This is a genomic window from Ruegeria sp. HKCCD6426 (genome assembly GCF_057221115.1).
This window is the reverse complement of sequence record NZ_JBWVBF010000004.1, coordinates 1-17,510: the sequence shown is the minus strand read 5'-3', so window position 1 is coordinate 17,510 and position 17,510 is coordinate 1. Positions and strand designations below refer to the sequence as shown.

Here is a 17,510-nt window from a genome sequence, read left to right as displayed (position 1 = left end):
CTTTATACGCCCAGCCCGTTGTGCCGATTTGTTGGTAATCCGTGATCGGCGTAAGGTACGTGAAAACCGTTGTTGTTTTTGTGGTGCGGGTACACAAACCCAAAAACCCTGGGTTGGGCTTCCAAAGTCTAATTCGGGGAACGGCAACGCACAAAGCAACACATCGCTCGATGACCGGTTTGGGTCATCTGCGAGGACCTATTATCCGCGCGTGCTTCAGCAAAAAAGGATCTTTCCCGTCTGCCTACGCGACCTGCGCTCTAGGCCGTGCGGCACGGGCAAATGGTCAGGAAATTGGCGACATGCACGGTGGTTTCTCAACACGACTACACCCGCCTCGACACCAACCCGACATTGACAGCTTTTTGTGCCAAAGGATGCCGCGGCGCATCCGAGGCCTGCAGTGAGGCCAAAGTGGGCACGCCTGATGAATTTGGCATCCAATTCCTATGCGGAGCTTTAGCTGATAAACTCTGCATTAGAACTCCAGCACACCGACTGATCAGATGGAGGCGAAGATGGAACGCAAGCTAGCAGCTATTATGGCCATTGACGTCGTGGGATTTGCCGGGCTGGTATCGCAGGATGAAGCCGGAACTCTCAAAAGGCTTGAAAGCCTTCGGCGCAACGTAATTGGCATGCAAGTTGAGGCTAACCGAGGTCGCGTCTTCAAGTCACTTGGAGATGGTTTCTTAGCGGAGTTCTCCAGCACCTTAGAAGCGGTAAATTGTGCTGTCGGCATTCAGAAAATGTCTTCGCTTGAAGCCCGGCAACCTAACGAAGCCCAGCCGCTTTTGCTTCGAATTGGTGTGTCTTTGGGGGACATTGTGGTCCAGGATGATGATCTCGTGGGCGAGGGCGTCAATATAGCAGCACGATTGGGGGCAATGGCTGAGCCAGGAGGCATCGCCGTATCCAGCGAAGTTATGAATCAGATTAGAAATAAGGTCGAGCTTCCTCTGGAGGATTGTGGATACAAATGCTTGAAAGAAACTGATTCTCCAATTCACGTGTATATGACACAAGCAAAATCCAGCGCACCAGGCGGTTTTTTTGATTTCGATGAAGATGACATTGCAAAAACGCTTGTAACAGGAGGCTGCATTTGCGGCTCTGTCCGGTACGAAATAAATGCGCCAACGATCAGCGCCGGTTATTGCCATTGCAGCATTTGTCAGAAGTTTTCGGGCTCAGCGATGAGCACGTGGAGCGCCTTTCCCGCGTCAGCGTTGAGGTTCGTAAATGAAGAGCCACGCTATTTTGCTTCATCTCCGATAGCGGAACGCGGGTTCTGCTCTAAGTGCGGCGCTAGTTTGACTTACAGACTCGTGCGGCCACGCATAGCTGCATACATAGTTGTTTTCACATTAAGCTTGGACAAACCAAGAGGCCACGCGCCAGCAGCTCATAACGGAATCGAAAGCCAGATGCCCTGGATCGACATCTTAGATGACCTGCCGCGCACCCAGTCCTCGGAATCCAGAGTGTTGCAAGAAGCATGGTCGAGTGTTGGCTTGCCTGATCCAGCCACATGGGGTCCAATGGCAAAGCCACCGAAAGTCTTCTGAGATACAGTTCAGTTGTCAGTTATCTCCACATGTGTTTGGCAATTGGAGGATCGCTCGGCCTTCTGACACCGCTGTTTCATCATTCGTGCCGCAGTTTCCTAAAGTGAATTGATGTCAGCCTGGTTCGCAATATGCCAAGTCTTTTTCTGCATCGCGCTACAGGCTTTGGGGACCAGCACACCAAGTTCGGTTTCGCCTTTCAGCATTCCGCGAAAGGAAGAGATAGGGTATTCTAGGTCCATGTAAAAACTCAGATATCCAGCGCTGTTAGGGCTTCTACCAACACCTGCCGGAAACGGAGACTTGAAGCTGGAACCAGCGCTAAAACGTGTTCTTTCCGGAGGTCAGGATTTCTGCGACGGGCTTCAGTTACCCACCAATGTGCTTTCTCAGGGTTGTCGTTCAACCAATGGCTCATGGCTGTAAAGAAGGCCATGCCAGCATGCGCCCATGGTGTGCGCGCTGCGATCTCTGCCCATTTCACGGCGGACTCATAGTCCTCCTGCGCTATGTACACCCACATTTTGTTACCGGTCATGCCAGGGCGAAACGGGTCAATCGGGCTCAGATCGATTGCTTTGTTGGCGTTTCCCATTGCACTGTTGAAATCGTCCGTGAAAACACTCGCCCAACTGGCCCCATAAAAACCCCATGTGTAATTGGGGCAGGCCTGAATCGACTGAGAAAACCACTGTTTGCTGCCTTCGGGATCGTGGTCAAGCCAGTGACATCGTCCCATCATGAAATTTGCGAAAGGATCCCGTGGTTGCAGCGACAGGCTTTGTTCCGCAAATCTGCGTGCCCTGTCTGCCTCAGCCGAATATTCCGGAGTGTAGCGCATGAACGCGTTCTGAAAGCGAACGAATGCCATCCCGGCACTGGCACGTGCCAACCGCGGATCCAGATCGATTGCTCGACCTAGCATCACCTGTGCCATCTCATTGCCTTTGCGGCTGAACTGGCTCATGTAGTGAAACCCTAAATGCATAGCGGACCAAGCATCCAGGTTCTCGGCGTCTACGGGTCCGAGCGACGTGGTTTCATGCTGCGGAATCTCAAGCTCCGCTACCATAATCACATTGGCTGCGATTTCGGCGCGCAGAGCGTGGATGTCGTCGATATTTGCGCTTTTTCTCAGCGCCCAAATGACTTCGGAACTGCGTGTATCAGATAGCTCCGTGTCGATTGTTATCTGGTTTCCCGTCAGCTCGACGACGCCCGTCAGGCAGTAACGTGCGTTCAGTATATTGTTGACCTGTGCCAGATCGACCTGTTTCCCACGGAACTTAAACGCTGAGCCATGCGAGACGACTTTGATCCAGCGCAGGCTGGCCAGCGTCATAATCAGTTCCCGGGGGATCGCTTCTTCGATGGCTTCAAACCTGTCCAGGTCGCCATTTCTTTGAAAGGGCAGCACGGCGATCGACGGTTGGACGTCAAGACCGACCGGGTCCTCATTGACAGCATGATTATCACCCGAATTTGGTTCCGGCCGGGATTCACTGCGGGGCGCGGCCTCGGCGCGAAGAGTGACATCTCCGGCAAATCGAAAACCGTGACCACGCAAAGTACGAACCAGGTTTGGGTCTTGTCCGGTTTCTGTAAGGACGCGCCGAAGATCCCTGATCCGACTGGAGATGGCGTCTTCAGATACGATGCGCCCCTTCCAGACTTTTTCCACGATCTCATCGCGGCTGACGACGCGATGTGCGTTTTCGACCAGCAGACTCAGTAGGTCGAATACCTGGGGTTGCAAGTGAACAGGCTGCCCGTCGCACAGTAATTCACGGCGCGATACATCAAGAAGAAAAGGGTCGAACGAGTAATTCACGGCGGTAGCCCGCATTAAGAATTCTGTCTCTCAAGCATAGTGGGATAAAGAATCCTCGCAATATCCCGGAAATCTCCAGCTTGGCTCCCAGCAACGTAACCGCATCCACACTAGTGCTGACGGATCGAAACTTGCCGACGGAGGCAACTATGCCCGATCACGTTACAAACCCCACCCATCCGGTTCTGCCACTGTCCGGTGAAAGCTACTTTCTGACAGATGGCGGCATCGAAACTACGCTCATTTTTCATGACGAAATTGATCTTCCGCTTTTCGCATCATTCGTTCTGCTGGAAACGGAAGAAGGGAGAAATGCCCTGATCAACTATTTCGAACGTCACATTGCGGTCGCTCAGGCTCATAAGCTCGGCTTTGTTCTGGAAAGCCCAACATGGCGTTCCAGCCGGGACTGGGGGCAGAAACTGGGCTACAGCGCTGACGATCTCGACAGGATCAACGCTGATGCGATCTATTTGATGCGCACTTTGCGCAATCGGCACGAAAATTCCGTGTCCCAGTTGGTGATCAGCGGGTGTGTCGGGCCGCGTGGAGACGGTTACGTGCCGGGAGAGCTGATGGCGGCCACCGAGGCCAAGGATTACCACGCGCCTCAAATCGCGGCCATGTCCAAGGCCGGAGCAGACATGGTTACTGCAATCACAATGAACAACACGCCTGAAGCGACAGGCATCGCACTGGCTGCAAAAGAGCAGGGCGTGCCAGTAGTCATCGCATTCACTGTAGAAACGGACGGCGCGCTTGCAACCGGCCAATCTCTGGCCGATGCAATCCGCGAGGTGGACGAAGTCTCCGGAGGCTACCCGATCTACTTCATGGTCAACTGCGCGCATCCTGATCACTTTGAACATGTTCTGCGCGAAGGGGGGGATTGGCTGCACCGTATCGGCGGCATCCGAGCGAACGCCTCTCGCATGTCGCATGCGGAACTTGATGAAAGCGAACTTCTCGACGACGGGAACCCGGCAGAACTGGGCGAAGATTATCGCAGGTTAATGGAGATTTTGCCGAACCTGCGGGTGCTGGGCGGGTGCTGCGGTACTGATCATCGCCACGTTGATGCCATGGGGCGGGCTTGTACGCACGCTCATCACGTTGCTGCGCAATAGCATTCCATAGAACCGAAGTGATCCGGGCACATGCCCGGATCAAACAGTATTGCAAAAGGAAATCCCAAAATGAATTTCTCGATCCGCCCAGTTTCTTCAGAAGATACCAAGTCTGTGGCAAAGGTCCTTTCGGACCCAACGGTTATGCTTGGAACGATGCGGTTGCCCTTTGTTTCTGAAACGCTTGTTGCAGAACGCACTGCCGCCGTGCCGGGAATCTACCGGCTGGTCGCAGAGACGGAAAAAGAGGTTGTCGCATACTGCCAGATGAGCACTTTCCCCGATGTTCCGCGCCACAACCATGTTGGTGAGATCGATTTGATCGCTGTACGCAGCGATTTTCAGGGGCATGGCATCGGAAAGGCGATGATGAATGCATTGCTTGACCTAGCCGATAACTGGCTGCAACTGGAGCGTACAGGGTTGCTTGTCTGGTCTGACAACGCTCGGGCAATTGCATTGTACAGTGCTTTTGGTTTCGAGGTTGAAGGCACATTGCGGCGATATGCCAGACGTCCTGGAGGGTTCGCCGACGCACACACAATGGCCCGGTTGACAGATAGCCGTGAGAGCGCAGAGTTGGAGTTCAGCGAGAATCTGGAACGCGCCTGATGCACCTTGTCAAAGCTTATCGGCATCTTCGACGCGAGAAGTGCAGAGATTGTCGATACGCCTGACAATGTCTCAGCTACTTCTTACTCGCGGAGAACGGTGTCTATTTGCAATCACTACCTAATTTTTCCCGAAAGGGGCCGAGGTGCAGGTCAGCAACTAGAACAACAATACGTGTGATCAGGTCCCCGTGTTACTTGCAGGGCGGATCGAGTTTAACGGTACCGTATTCTGATACAATCCCGCCATCGGAGGCTTTGGAATAGCAAAAGAGAAACGGACTAATTGCTGGACTTATCTGCTAGGAAGGTCGAGGCAATTATCAGCGTCCGTTTAAAAAAGTGCGCGGTAAGCTCGACCTGCCCGCACAAGAGTTTGTACGACAGAATGATGGTACTCCACGCCTGATCAACGGCTAGGTGAAGCTTATTGTATCTAGGCTCAGGACCCATTGATTTCCGGAGCGCCCAACGCGCGCGTATTATCTTCAATTGATCAAAGCATAGTCAGACAGGGTAGCCTAAATTTCGGATCAGCTGCCAGATGTCGCGATTGGCGGCGGACAGTTGATCGACCACATCTTCGATTTCCTTCATCGCCTTGTCATCAACGGTATCTTCGCGCCCCAGTTTGATATCGGTCTTGCGATCGGCAATGCGCATCAGAATGGTCTTGGGGTTTCCACTTTCGGGATCGAAAGAATATATACAATGATTGTATCTGTTCCGAATAGCGGACAGGCGGGCGAGACGTTGAGTGTGTTCCAGAATGGGATCCCGCACGTCAGATGACCGCCCCTCCATCTTGGCGAGGCGTTCGACCAAATCAATTCGCGCACGCGTCGTGTTAAGGGTCAGAAAAATGATGACAGCTACGTCCTTGTTTGCTCCGGTCAGGCCCGCAATCAGGTGGATCAGCAAACTTTCGGTATTGGTCCACATGTAATTGAGCCGACCAACCAGAAGGATCAGCCGGTCGAACCGAGTTTCGAATGTGTCAGCCACGTAACTGCTCGTTCGGTGAAACCTCGAAGTAGAAATGCGCTGCCGCAGTTCGGTTGCCCACCCCGATTTTGCCCGAGACATTGTGGAGGTGCAGTTTTACGGTGTGTTCGGTAATGCCCAGTTTCGCGGCAATCATCTTGTTGCTTATGCCTTGTGAAACCAGCTTCAAAACCTGTTTCTCCCGAGGCGTCAGCGTGGAATACAGCCGTATCTTGTTGGTTTCCGTTTTACGCAAAGGGGTTTGTTCAGGCTGCGGACCCGGTGCATGCGAAACGCAATCGGCCATAAAGCTGGGCAGGTGCAGTTCTTCATGCATCAACAGGCGCAGAATGGCACGCCAGACATCCGGCGCGACATTCATCGGCAGATACCCAATGTCGCCGAAATGCTGCCTGTCCCAATGTTCAAACAGAAACTGGGCCGAGCTTTTCTTGCGATACGCAAATGCCAAGCATCCCGCCGCCGCTACTTTTGTATAGTCTGAGGGGCGAGCCAGCAGATCTTCAAGCAACATCTGATCGACGACGATAATACTTTCGACTGGGCTTTGCTTGCCATTCTCTGAACGAAGTGTGTCCAGGCTGTCATACCGAGATGACAGAACACCGAATTCGCTTTGCACACTTCTCAGTGTTTGATTGGAAAAAAACAGCTCTTTTCCAATAAAAATAACGGACAATTCCGCAGGATAGCCATTGTGATTGCGGGCGTCGTTTTTCAATGAATCAATCATTGCTTCCTTCCCCACTAACAAACGTTCCCTTGGTCAACAAAAGGGAGATATTTAACCGGTACAGGATGTTCAAAGAGTTCCTAAAATGCGCGTGCATTATAGCTGAATGTGCAGAAATCGGCAACAAACCGTAATGGTTTTTTGTCGTGTTTTAGAACTATTGGCTAGGGCAAAACTTTCTCAGGAATTGTAACCCAAGGATAAGTTTGAATTAATTTCGATATCTGGCCAAATCTCTCGAAACTAGCCTGAATGACCCATGCTGACCGGGGCGTGGTTAAAAAAGTTAATCAATTTAGATGGTTGGTGAGATTTATGCTTTTGGTCAGCTAGTCATGATGCCGCGTCGCTGCAACGATGAACCGGCTTCAATTTTGGAAGCGTCCTTGAACCTGACCGGTGAACAGACCGCCAATTTCGCGGATTCTAAGAGGTCACGGAATCGGCTTGGCCGAGAAAGGGGGGTGCAGACAGAGAAAAACTTCAACGGCAATCGCGCATTAATTGATGTGCGGCTGCATTTCATTTTGTTCAATCGCGCTTGTTATCGCTTTGTAGATGAATGGCGGTCTGGCGCTCGAAAGATGGAAATTTATTATGAGACGCAATACTAATAATACAAATGTCACGACCGTTGACGAAGTAAATGTCGAAAATCTGGATGCTGCGTTTGAGACCGACGTTGAGATTGCAGAGGCCACGATTGAGGCTGACCTGACCGCACAACAGCAACAGCAGGATCAGGCCGTAGAAAACACCAACAACAATCAGGATGAGCAGAACCAGGCTCAGGCCCAGTCGACCGAAGTTGGCAATGAACAGGGTCAGGACCAGAACCAGGCTCAAGCACAGAACCAAGCTCAAAATCAATCCAACGTGAATGGTGGCGATGACAGTAACGACAACTCGAACTCCAATTCGGTCAACATTGATTTTGGTGGTGGCGAGTGGATTCCGCGAGACGACGACAAGGTCGACGTGGACGTAAGCAAAGGTGGCTATGTCGGTGGTGATGTCATTACTGCCGGTGATGCTCTGGACTACGATCCTGGCGACGACCTCAATCTAGACATCTCACTCAACGGTCGTGGCAATGATATGTCTTCGATCAACAAGCAGTTGGCTAATCTGAGTGATGATGACACGTTGTCAAGCGCGTCAGTGTCAAACAACTCCGGCTTCTACCAGTATGGTGACGCCAATGGCGGCACTGCCAAAGCTCAAGAAGGCATTAAGACCTCTTCTGAAGGCGGCAATTCCGGTAGTGGCGGCAGTACTTCCGGTGGTTCGGCGTCGACGAATACCTATGGCAGCCATGCGCTGGGCTTTGGCGGCAATACCGGTGATGCGGGTGCAAGTTCGCAAGGCGGCGCCGGTGGCGCGTCAGGAAATGCGACCAACTTGAGCGTGGGCCTAGGATTGTCCGGTGCGGGCGCAGACGGTGACAGCACCGGCGGTAAAGGTGGCGATTCCACAGGAACATCCAACGCGAACAATTCCGGCACCTCGGGCGTCGATGCTGACGGTACCGGCGGCACTGGCGGAAGCGCGGATTCGTTTGGCCTTGGTCTAGGCCTTGGTCTTTCGGGATCGAACGCGAACGGTGATGCAGACGGTGGAGACAACGGATCCAGCTCGGGCGCGTCGGGATATGGCTCTGCTGGCAATTACTCTCCAGCTAAGGGCGCGAATGGTGGTGATGCCGCCGATACCACGACGGGTTCGACGGCGAACTCCAGCGACGCGGACACCGAGGCCAATAACGCCACGGCTGGCGACAACACGGCGGCTGGCACAGCCAGCAGTCCAACCAGCAGCACTGCCGATGGTGAAGGTGGATTCTCGGCCTTGGTCGAAGAAGCCATCATGGCGCTGCAAGAAGAAGTTGGGCTGATAGACGGCGGTGACGGAACCGGCGGTACGTCATCTGCAGAATCTACGGCGCAAGGTGTTGGTGATCAATCGACCAGCGGCCCGGACATCAGCCAAAGTCCGGGTGATGTGAATGGTACAGCCAGCAACGCTCAAACGACAGATACGGATGGCGGCGCAGGTGGTTCCAACTCATCGAACGGTACTGCGACCGGTACAGGTTCCGGGACGTCGATGGCCGACGGTGTCGCAGGTGCAGGTGGCACGACCACACCGACCTCGACCTCGACCGGCAGCGGCGCGGGATCGGCCGATGCGGCCAATACCGCGGGAGCAGGTGGTGCAGCTGACGTTATGGGCGATTCTGCGACGACTGGCACAGCAGATAGTCTTGCTGAAGCCATCGCCGGTTACGGCGGATCCGCCAACAGCGACAATGACGCCACGTCGACCGGATCGGGTAGCGCAACTGGCGCAGCAAGTTCAGGTGCAGGCGGAGCTGGAGGTATGTCCGCGTCAACCGGTGGCACCAGTGGGTCCTCCACAGGGACCGGCACGTCGGGTGACACCTATGGTGGCCAAGTTACTGGCGGCTTTGCGGCTGGCGCCTTTTCGGGCGACGGTGGAGCTGGCGGACACAGCGGAGCTTGGGGATCTAACAACGGTGGTGACGGTATCGTGACCGGCGAGTCCTACGCCTCGGCGGCGGCTGTGGTCGACACTTCGGCCTTTAACCAGACGATCGTTATGGGCGCTAACGTGCTCGGCAACTCGGTCGATACGACCATGGTTGGCGGTTCGATGACTTCGTCTTACGCAAGCGACGATACCGACGTCTAAGACCAGTTTCGGGGGCCGCATTCTCGGCCTCCGTTTTAACAAGAACGCCGGGGCCGTCTTGTCGGCCCCGGCACAACAAACCCAGATCCGGAAATTTCTGGCCGGTGACGGAGATAGGGATCATTGACATGTCTCTCGACAGTGTTACCGAAACGATTGCTCATTTTGTTGGAACTTTTAATCTCACGATTGAACAAGCCCGCTTGAGGGATCAATACGAAGAATTCACGGCGCTCCGGCGTAAAGTAGAGCTTGAAGAGCTGGAAGATCCAACGGTTATCAAGATCGGAGCAAATCTTGACCCCGATCCAGGTCAGTATGATCCGCTTCCATATCGTTTCCAGCCTCCTCCAGCCGATCAGGAATTACCTTCTCCATCAGAGGGTCTCTATACCGAGGCTTCCATTTCAATCGGTTTTCCATTCCTCCCAGAGATTCAGTTGCCTGATAGCGAACTGATCTCGTCTGGCGAGTTTGGTGTAGTTATTCAGCAGCCGCAGATCGTAGTAGAGGTGATCGGGTCGGCAGTTACGTACACGTTCCAGACATTGTTCCTGAGCGACAATGATACGCTCGGGTCAGGCGATTTTCGCGACGCGGAAACACTGATGGCGGAGGCTGAGGCAATGTTGGACGTGGCAATGTCATTGCACGCGATATCCGCGCCGTCGTTTGCGATTTCGGATTACCTATCAGCCGACTTTGTCAAATCGCTGGCCGAGGAAATGCTGTCTCCTGTTACGGCTGAGGTCGAAGGGGTTACCATCTACCAGTTCCAGGGCGACGACGCAGTTGGCATCATTGTCAACGGGCAGCGTGTCGATGAGGCTCCGGAATGGAGCGATCTTCTTCCCGCATATCATCAGCCCGATGAACCGGAAGACGAAGATTCAGCCCCAGATATGACTCCGGCGGAGTGGGATCAGGGTGATGACCCGGAATTTGTCGACGGTCATACCGTTGTCACCGGCGGAAACCTCGCAATCAACGAAGTGGCCGCGACAATTGCGTGGGTGGATGCTCCGTTTATCGCGGTTGGTGGGCAAGCGATCAATCTGACCATGATCAGTCAGGTCGCGGTCGTCTCGGATTACGATCAGGGCAATCCCGGCAGCGGATCGGGTACCAATGTCGTTCAATCTTCACAAATCAAGACCGAGGCGAAGGCAGCATCCTGGTTGGACACGACCGCAAATCCTGGCGGCCAGCCTTCTAAGATTCAAATCGATTGGATTCAGACCGATCTGATCGTGTCGAACTTTATCCAGCAGACAATTGACGCCACCGATATCGACCACATTCAAACTGAAATCACTGCCGCCTCGACTATGTACACAATGGGCGCCAACCAATTAGTAAATGTGACTGATATCGTGCAGTTGGGCAGCTATTATGACCTCATCATGATCGGCGGAGACATGGTTTCGGTCGACATGCTGTTCCAGACTCTCGTGTTGATGGATGACGACGTGGTGACCGGGGGAATGCCCGGAACTGCGGGCGGCGCCGATGACAATTTGCTGATGAATCAGGCGTCTTTGACCACGCTAGGAAAGGATATCGAGGCTGCGGTTCAGAAAGACATGGCAGACGCGATGGCTATCGCCAACGCGGACCTGAAGGCACTTGAGGACGCTCTGCTGAACGATCCTATGTTCGCGGGTATGGAGCAGATGCGAGTGCTCAAGATTGACGGGGATCTGTTGCAGTTGAATATCGTTGATCAGGTAACGATGCTGGCAGATCAGGATGATATTCACCTGAGCGGGCCAAATGCAGCCCAGACCCAAGTCATCGCGGGCAGCAATGCGATGTTGAACGCAGCCAATATTACCAAATCCGGAGTGGATTCCACGGTAATGGCAGCGAACGGAACCTATTCGGATCTATTGCTTCATCAGGCCAGCCTGATCGACGCGCCTCAGACTGACACTGGCTCGGACTTGGCCAACGAAGCGATTGCCTTCCTGATGGACGATACAAACCCGATGGGGGCTCAGGCAGGTGTTAATCAGACCGGCCCCGATCTGACACCGTCCGAAGCGGCAAGCTCTGCTGATGGCCTGCAAACCATGCTCGCCTGACTTTCCCAATTGTTACGAGTGACTCAAAGGTTTTTCCATGTCGATTTGTTTTTCGTCGCGCCGCACCCGTTACGCCAGTCCGCTGGATCGCCATGGGGGTGCGCAGACAAACACGTTGAAGTCTCAGCCAGCAGCGCAGTCCACAAGAAAGGAAGACGCGCCAGCTGATAATATGAACCTGCGATTGACCAAGGAGATGCGTGTGCCAGCCACCGAGCAAAGCTCTTTGAAACCTGCCCAGGCCCGCACAGATGTCAACACCGGACAATCCATTGAGGCCGAGCAGGCAACGCAACCTCTGCGACCGCAACAGGTTGATCCGGCGGACACAAAGCAGGTGCCGCCAAAAACTTCAGAACAACAGATGCACGCTGGCTCTCCCCAGCAGCGTGTACAGCCGCAACCTGCCACCGACGATTCCTGTGCGGGCCGCGGCAATGGGGTGGCCGGTGCCGAGACCTCGGATCGTGATACCACCGACCAATCGACCGCGCGCATGACCCCCTCTGCGCCGTCCGAAGGCGGAGATCGCATGGGCACCACGATCGAGGCCAAGGCGAACGAACCGTTGTTGCGTCCGGGATCGGGCGGCGGCGACGGTAACGGGCCACCCCAAACTTTCCATAAACGCACTCCGCCTGAGGATTTTCAGAAAACGCTGCGCACGTCATTGCGAGCGATCTGGCGCAATCTTGCTTTTGTGTTGGTGCTGACTTGCGCCACGAATATTCTAATCCTCGCAATCCCGATTTATCTGTTCCAGATCAGCGATCGTGTGCTGACCAGCCGTTCGCTGGACACCCTGATCATGCTGACGGCAATTGTCGCTGGGGCGGTGATCTTTCAATCAGCCTTTGATGCTGTGCGCCGTTTCATGTTGATGCGCACAGCGGTCGAAGTCGCCGCTCGGTTGGGCGCACCGGTCCTGAGCGCGGCGGCACATGCCTCATTACATGGGAACGGGCGCGAGTATCAGACATTGGGTGACTTGCAGCAGGTGAGAGGGTTTCTGGTTTCAGGTACGCTGATCTCGTTTCTGGATGTCCCGTTCGCACCATTGTTCATCCTGATGATCTTTCTGGTGCATCCGCAACTTGGGATGATCGTTGTGGTGACCGCGCTACTGCTGATGATCATCGCGGTGGTTAACCAGAAAACGACGGCAAAACCCTTTGCCAAGGCCAATCGGGCGCAATCCATGGCAAACCAGCACCTGGATTCCATGTCGCGCAACAGCCAGATCATCAACGCGTTGGCTATGATCCCTGAGGCTGTGCGCATCTGGGGACGCGACACCGCGCAATCCCTGACCTGGCAGGTGCGCGCGCAGGATCGCAACGTCATTTTTGCTGCAATTTCGCGTGGTGTGCGTCTGTTGACTCAGATCGGAATCCTGGGATGGGGGGCGTTTCTGGCTCTGCAAGGTGAAATCACCGGCGGCATGGTCATCGCTGCCTCGATCATAGCGGGCCGCGCATTTGCGCCCATTGAAGGGTCCATCGAAGGGTGGAATACCTTCCTGCTGACGCGCGGGGCATTTGGCCGGATCAAGGCGTTGCTGTCGAATTCAGCCCTACAATTCGAAAAGTTGCGTCTGCCGCGCCCTGAAGGCCGGTTGGATGTGGAACGTCTGCTTTACGTACCCGGCGGCACCAAAAGAGTGGTTTTGAACGGAATCAACTTCTCTCTCAGTCCCGGAGAATCTCTAGCCATCATCGGCAACTCAGGCGCAGGCAAGACCACGCTGGGCAAGGCGCTGGTTGGTTCGGTTCTCCCGACGTCGGGCAGCGTGAGGCTGGACCTGATGGATATCCGCAACTGGGACTCACGCCAATTTGGGGAAAGCATCGGCTACTTGCCGCAAGACGTGCAGCTGTTCCCCGGATCTATCAAGGACAATATTGGTCGCATGCGCGCCGATGTCACCGACGAACAAATACACGATGCGGCGGTATTGGCCGATGTCCACAACATGATCGCCACGCTGCCAGAGGGATACGAAACTGTAGTCGCCGCAGACGGCGCACCGCTGTCAGGCGGACAAAAGCAGCGCATCGCATTGGCGCGGGCCTTCTTTGGCAATCCCCAGATGGTTGTTCTGGACGAGCCGAACTCGAACCTTGATGTGGCGGGGGACAAGGCACTGTCACGTGCGATCAATCAGGCCCGGGCAAGCAAGATCACCGTGGTCGTGATCACGCAGAAACCAACACTTCTGAACGTGGTGGACAAGATCATGCTGCTGACGGACGGACGCGTTGCGCTGTTCGGTCAGCGCGATCAAGTGCTGCAGGAACTCAGCGGTCAACGGCGTAAGCCCGAGTTGCAGGGGTAGGGGGAGAAGATGAACGAACTAGTACGAACCGATCAACCGAACCTTTGGTACTCTGAGGTCCCGCGCTCGATTAACAAACTCATTGTCGTCGGAATTCTATTGTTGGTCCTGTGTTTCGGGGGCTTTGGCGTGTGGTCTTTTAGTGCACCGCTGGCCGCTGCGGTCATTGCACAGGGCAGTTTTGTCGCCACAGGCCGCAACAAGATCGTACAGCACCTGGAAGGCGGCATTATTGAAGACATTTTGGTAGCAGAAGGCGAGGCAGTCGAGGTCGGTCAGGTCTTGATGACGCTGGACCAGACTTCGGCTCAGGCCAATGAGCGGGAGTTGTTCATCCGCAAGATCCGATTGCAGGCCATGACCGAACGGCTGTTGGCCGAGCATAGCGAACAGGAGCAACTGGCTTTCTCGTCTGCTCTGATCGAAGCCTCAAAGGATGTCGAAGTGATGACAATTCTCGACAGCCAGAAGCTCAGCTTTAATGTGTCACGCAAGACTTTGCTAAACGACATTGCCTTGCTGGAACGCAACATGGAGGCGCTCAGAATTCGTGCTTCCGGTTTCGAGGCGCAGTTGTCCAGCATGAAACGTCGTTCGGAAATCTTGCAGGAAGAATTTGATACGAAGAAATCATTATTCGAAAAAGGGTTAGTGCGCAAAGGTGATGTGAATACCATCCGGCGCGTTCAGGCCGAGGCCGAGGGGCAGTTAGCACGCCTAAGTGCTGAATCGGCCGAAGTCAGTCAGATGCTATTGAAATATCAGGAACAGATTTTGCGTACCCGGTCTGCTTACCGCGAGGCTGCGCTGGACGAGCTTGGCGTGATCGAAGCTGATCTGGAAAGTGTACGAGAAAAGGCGCGTCAAGCTCGTAGCGTGCTGGATCGCGCGGTAGTGCGCGCGCCGGTGACGGGAACGGTTGTTCGATTACATCACCACACTCCGGGTGGCGTTATTGAAACCGGTGAGCAAATAGCTGAAATTTTACCAGCCGACGCGCCGCTGATCATCGAGGCCCAGATTCCACGTACAGATATCGACAGCGTTGTCACCGGGCAATCCGCAACAGTGCGTCTGGTGGCGCTCAATCAGCGCACGACACCGGTGCTGAGTGGCGAGGTCTTTTACGTCTCGGCCGACGCGTTGCTTGAGGATTCGGCTGGTGTCCCGCAAGAGGTTTACTTGGCGCGAATATCCCTGTCGCCCGACGAAATGGAACGCGTGCGAGGTTTTATTCCGACACCCGGAATGCCCGCCGAAATCATGATTCAGACAGAGGAAAGGACGTTTGCGGCCTATATCGCCAAGCCGATAGTCGACAGCATGTCCCGCGCTTTTCGGGAGCACTAATGTGAGAACCAATTGGCCAAAACGGCTACATCTTCCATTAATTGCATGTTAGTTTCCCGCCAGATCAGAACTGGGGGAGTGCACATGCCGCTGACGGTCAAAACTATGCTCGAGGCAGCCAACGCCGTGGTCGAACGCATCGACGTAGGTCGGGCGAAAAACCTGCTGGAGCAGGGTGCACTGCTTCTGGACGTGCGGGATGCGCCTGAGTTGGAACGGGCCGGTCGAGCCGTCGGCGCACATCACATCCCACGCGGGATGTTGGAGTTTCGGGCGGACTCTGAATTGCCCTCATTCGACGCGGAGCTGCGTAAGGATCGACCGATAATCCTGCATTGTGCCACGGGAGGACGGGCTGCGCTTGCGGGTAAGCTGCTCAAGGAGATGGGGTATGAACAGGTCTATAACCTTGGCGGTTTCGCGGACTGGGTAAATGGCGGCGGCAAGGTAGTCGGCCCGATAGATGCAGGGATGTAACCCTTTGATCTGACAGAGATCAAAGAAGAAGTATTCAGCTGTCGTTATGTGATTTCCGAGTGTCACAAAACAGGACGTCGGACATGTTACGCCTTGCTGCTATGCTGTATTCTTTGATTGCCACTGCTGTGGCAGGGACGGCCGTGATCGCGGTCTTGTCGGCAGGAATGGTGTCCGCTGTCGCCATTCTGGCGGCCGCCGGGGCAGGGGCCGTAGTGGCCGCGCCAGCATCCTGGCTGGTGGCAAAACGCCTGTATCAGGGTTCCGCGTAATCAGGCATTCAGGAAAGCCCTGACAGCGGCCTCAAACTCTCTCGGTTTCTCGGCGTGAAGCCAATGCCCCGCGCCCGGGATTTTGGCGAACTTGGCAGCGGGAAACAGACTGCGAATGCGGTCTCTGTGCTCGGGCAGCACATAATCAGATGCTGCCCCGGACAAGAACAGCGCCGGGCCGTCCCATGTGGACGTTATGTCCGGAAAGCCCATGATCTTGGGCATTTCTTCGGCCAGAACATCCAAATTCAGGCGCCATTTCTTCTCTTCGGTATCCAGTGATTGGGTGAAAAAGCTCTGCAGTGCTTTCTCGACGCCCAACTCGGACAACTGTTCCTGAACGTCCGAACGTCTCTGAACACGTGACATATCAACGGCACGCATCGCCTCGATAAACTGAATCTGGCTGTGACCATAGGAAACGGGTGCGATGTCAGCAACGACAAGCTTGCGCACCATATCCCCATGTTGAAGCGCCAATACCATTGCGGATTTGCCACCCATGGAATGTCCGACCACGTCAGCTTGACCGCCAACACTGTCGATCACCTCGGCCAAATCGTTCGCCAAACGAGGGTAATCGTGGTCATCGTTCCAAAAACTGTAGGCGTGATTGCGCATGTCCACTGCAATCACCTGCCGCTCGTCCGAGAGCCTGCGGGCAATAACGCCCCAGTTTCGAGCGGAGCCATAAAGCCCGTGGGCAATCAGCAAAGGGGGGTTCTGTGTCGGTGTTCCATGAATGATCGTGTTCAGCATAACGCCGTGATACCTTTCGCTGCCTGGAACAACCAGCCCCATTGTCGACGGTCCCGCTCGCAGCTAAATTGCCCCTTCAGGAGGACCAATGTCGCAGGAAACCGATATTCAATCCCGGATCTCTGAGACGATCCAGTTGCTGCGCAAAAAGCTTGGCGTGCGGGACAAGACATTGGCCGCGTCGATCCGCCGTGCGAAACGTCGGCTGCCGCGTGCTGTGTACAAGCAAGCTCAGATTCTGGCGCGGGCTGAACCGATGATGGACCATCCAAGGTTGCGATTGGTACTCGACACGCCTGCTCTGCAAAAAGCGTCGGACGATGTACAGGCCCATCTGAAATCCATTGATCTCAAAGATCGTCGCTGGGGCTGGTTTCTGAGTGTTGTCGGTTCGATGGCGTTCGGGTTTTTGGTTCTTGCAGCGCTTGCGCTAGTGGTCATGCGATGGCGTGGATTCATCTGAAGAAACAGCCGAGGGTTGTACTGCAAGCCGATGTTATAAAATGAAAACAGCGCCCGATACGGACGCTGAAATCGTTTCGGATTTTTCGAACCAATTACAGGTTCGGATACAGGGGGAATCGTGCGCATAGGTCTGCGACTTCGGCTTTGACCTTGGCCTCGACCGCGCCGTTGCCGTCCTCGC

General features: G+C 54.7%; 15 protein-coding genes. 11 read left to right on the top strand and 4 right to left on the bottom strand.

The window, feature by feature from the left end:
• Positions 1-518 precede the first annotated feature (518 nt).
• Positions 519-1,568 (top strand): GFA family protein, encoded by a 1,050-nt coding sequence (locus AC2TDA_RS12860; protein ID WP_480876523.1) that lies wholly within the window; start codon positions 519-521, stop codon positions 1,566-1,568.
• A gap of 250 nt (positions 1,569-1,818) precedes the next feature.
• Here the strand turns inward: AC2TDA_RS12860 and AC2TDA_RS12855 are convergent, their stop codons facing one another.
• Positions 1,819-3,414: a winged helix-turn-helix domain-containing tetratricopeptide repeat protein gene (locus AC2TDA_RS12855; protein ID WP_480876521.1), complete on the bottom strand. Its 1,596-nt coding sequence runs from the start codon at positions 3,412-3,414 to the stop codon at positions 1,819-1,821.
• A 134-nt stretch (positions 3,415-3,548) separates the two neighbouring features.
• Between AC2TDA_RS12855 and AC2TDA_RS12850 the strand changes: the two genes are divergently transcribed.
• Positions 3,549-4,526 carry a homocysteine S-methyltransferase family protein gene (locus AC2TDA_RS12850; protein ID WP_480876518.1) on the top strand — a complete coding sequence of 326 codons (978 nt, stop codon included), beginning with the start codon at positions 3,549-3,551 and terminating at the stop codon, positions 4,524-4,526.
• Between the two features lie 69 nt (positions 4,527-4,595).
• Positions 4,596-5,138, top strand: a complete 543-nt coding sequence (locus AC2TDA_RS12845; protein WP_480876516.1) for a GNAT family N-acetyltransferase — start codon at positions 4,596-4,598, stop codon at positions 5,136-5,138.
• Positions 5,139-5,644: 506 nt separating this feature from the next.
• Here the strand turns inward: AC2TDA_RS12845 and AC2TDA_RS12840 are convergent.
• Together AC2TDA_RS12840 and AC2TDA_RS12835 are read right to left on the bottom strand one after the other, a co-directional pair.
• Entirely contained in the window at positions 5,645-6,142 is a 498-nt protein-coding gene (locus AC2TDA_RS12840; RefSeq protein WP_480876513.1) for a hypothetical protein, read from the bottom strand.
• Positions 6,135-6,875, bottom strand: coding sequence for a helix-turn-helix transcriptional regulator (locus AC2TDA_RS12835; RefSeq protein WP_480876510.1), 741 nt, complete (start codon positions 6,873-6,875; stop codon positions 6,135-6,137). The genes AC2TDA_RS12840 and AC2TDA_RS12835 overlap by 8 nt, the downstream gene beginning before the upstream one ends.
• 299 nt (positions 6,876-7,174) lie before the next feature.
• Between AC2TDA_RS12835 and AC2TDA_RS12830 the strand changes: the two genes are divergently transcribed.
• From AC2TDA_RS12830 to AC2TDA_RS12800, 7 genes are all read left to right on the top strand, one after another.
• A complete protein-coding gene (locus AC2TDA_RS12830; RefSeq protein WP_480876507.1) occupies positions 7,175-7,489 on the top strand; it encodes a hypothetical protein in 315 nt (104 codons plus the stop codon).
• Entirely contained in the window at positions 7,473-9,587 is a 2,115-nt protein-coding gene (locus AC2TDA_RS12825) for a hypothetical protein (RefSeq protein ID WP_480848306.1), read from the top strand. The genes AC2TDA_RS12830 and AC2TDA_RS12825 overlap by 17 nt, the downstream gene beginning before the upstream one ends.
• Positions 9,588-9,715: 128 nt before the next feature.
• A complete protein-coding gene (locus AC2TDA_RS12820; protein WP_480876504.1) occupies positions 9,716-11,671 on the top strand; it encodes a type I secretion protein in 1,956 nt (651 codons plus the stop codon).
• A 37-nt stretch (positions 11,672-11,708) separates the two neighbouring features.
• Complete coding sequence (locus AC2TDA_RS12815; protein WP_480876501.1) at positions 11,709-14,006, top strand: type I secretion system permease/ATPase; 2,298 nt, start codon at positions 11,709-11,711, stop codon at positions 14,004-14,006.
• Positions 14,007-14,015: 9 nt separating this feature from the next.
• Complete coding sequence (locus AC2TDA_RS12810; RefSeq protein WP_480848301.1) at positions 14,016-15,356, top strand: HlyD family type I secretion periplasmic adaptor subunit; 1,341 nt, start codon at positions 14,016-14,018, stop codon at positions 15,354-15,356.
• 84 nt (positions 15,357-15,440) lie between these two features.
• On the top strand, positions 15,441-15,833 hold the full coding sequence (locus AC2TDA_RS12805; RefSeq protein WP_480876498.1) for a rhodanese-like domain-containing protein: 393 nt from the start codon (positions 15,441-15,443) through the stop codon (positions 15,831-15,833).
• A gap of 83 nt (positions 15,834-15,916) precedes the next feature.
• On the top strand, positions 15,917-16,105 hold the full coding sequence (locus AC2TDA_RS12800) for a hypothetical protein (RefSeq protein ID WP_480848298.1): 189 nt from the start codon (positions 15,917-15,919) through the stop codon (positions 16,103-16,105).
• Here AC2TDA_RS12800 and AC2TDA_RS12795 read toward each other — a convergent pair whose 3' ends face one another.
• Positions 16,106-16,906: an alpha/beta fold hydrolase gene (locus AC2TDA_RS12795; RefSeq protein ID WP_480876495.1), complete on the bottom strand. Its 801-nt coding sequence runs from the start codon at positions 16,904-16,906 to the stop codon at positions 16,106-16,108.
• A gap of 46 nt (positions 16,907-16,952) precedes the next feature.
• On the opposite strand from AC2TDA_RS12795, the gene AC2TDA_RS12790 reads away from it, so the two are divergent.
• On the top strand, positions 16,953-17,327 hold the full coding sequence (locus AC2TDA_RS12790) for a hypothetical protein (RefSeq protein ID WP_480876492.1): 375 nt from the start codon (positions 16,953-16,955) through the stop codon (positions 17,325-17,327).
• Positions 17,328-17,510 lie beyond the last annotated feature (183 nt).

Bases quoted from the DNA above. Each gene is read 5' to 3' on its own strand.
- AC2TDA_RS12855 (WP_480876521.1), bottom strand. From the start codon at position 3,414: ATGCGGGCTACCGCCGTGAATTACTCGTTCGACCCTTTTCTTCTTGAT.
- AC2TDA_RS12805 (WP_480876498.1), top strand. From the start codon at position 15,441: ATGCCGCTGACGGTCAAAACTATGCTCGAGGCAGCCAACGCCGTGGTC.
- AC2TDA_RS12830 (WP_480876507.1), top strand. From the start codon at position 7,175: ATGGTTGGTGAGATTTATGCTTTTGGTCAGCTAGTCATGATGCCGCGT.
- AC2TDA_RS12820 (WP_480876504.1), top strand. From the start codon at position 9,716: ATGTCTCTCGACAGTGTTACCGAAACGATTGCTCATTTTGTTGGAACT.
- AC2TDA_RS12790 (WP_480876492.1), top strand. From the start codon at position 16,953: ATGTCGCAGGAAACCGATATTCAATCCCGGATCTCTGAGACGATCCAG.
- AC2TDA_RS12810 (WP_480848301.1), top strand. From the start codon at position 14,016: ATGAACGAACTAGTACGAACCGATCAACCGAACCTTTGGTACTCTGAG.
- AC2TDA_RS12815 (WP_480876501.1), top strand. From the start codon at position 11,709: ATGTCGATTTGTTTTTCGTCGCGCCGCACCCGTTACGCCAGTCCGCTG.
- AC2TDA_RS12795 (WP_480876495.1), bottom strand. From the start codon at position 16,906: ATGGGGCTGGTTGTTCCAGGCAGCGAAAGGTATCACGGCGTTATGCTG.
- AC2TDA_RS12835 (WP_480876510.1), bottom strand. From the start codon at position 6,875: ATGATTGATTCATTGAAAAACGACGCCCGCAATCACAATGGCTATCCT.
- AC2TDA_RS12825 (WP_480848306.1), top strand. From the start codon at position 7,473: ATGAGACGCAATACTAATAATACAAATGTCACGACCGTTGACGAAGTA.
- AC2TDA_RS12850 (WP_480876518.1), top strand. From the start codon at position 3,549: ATGCCCGATCACGTTACAAACCCCACCCATCCGGTTCTGCCACTGTCC.
- AC2TDA_RS12845 (WP_480876516.1), top strand. From the start codon at position 4,596: ATGAATTTCTCGATCCGCCCAGTTTCTTCAGAAGATACCAAGTCTGTG.
- AC2TDA_RS12800 (WP_480848298.1), top strand. From the start codon at position 15,917: ATGTTACGCCTTGCTGCTATGCTGTATTCTTTGATTGCCACTGCTGTG.
- AC2TDA_RS12860 (WP_480876523.1), top strand. From the start codon at position 519: ATGGAACGCAAGCTAGCAGCTATTATGGCCATTGACGTCGTGGGATTT.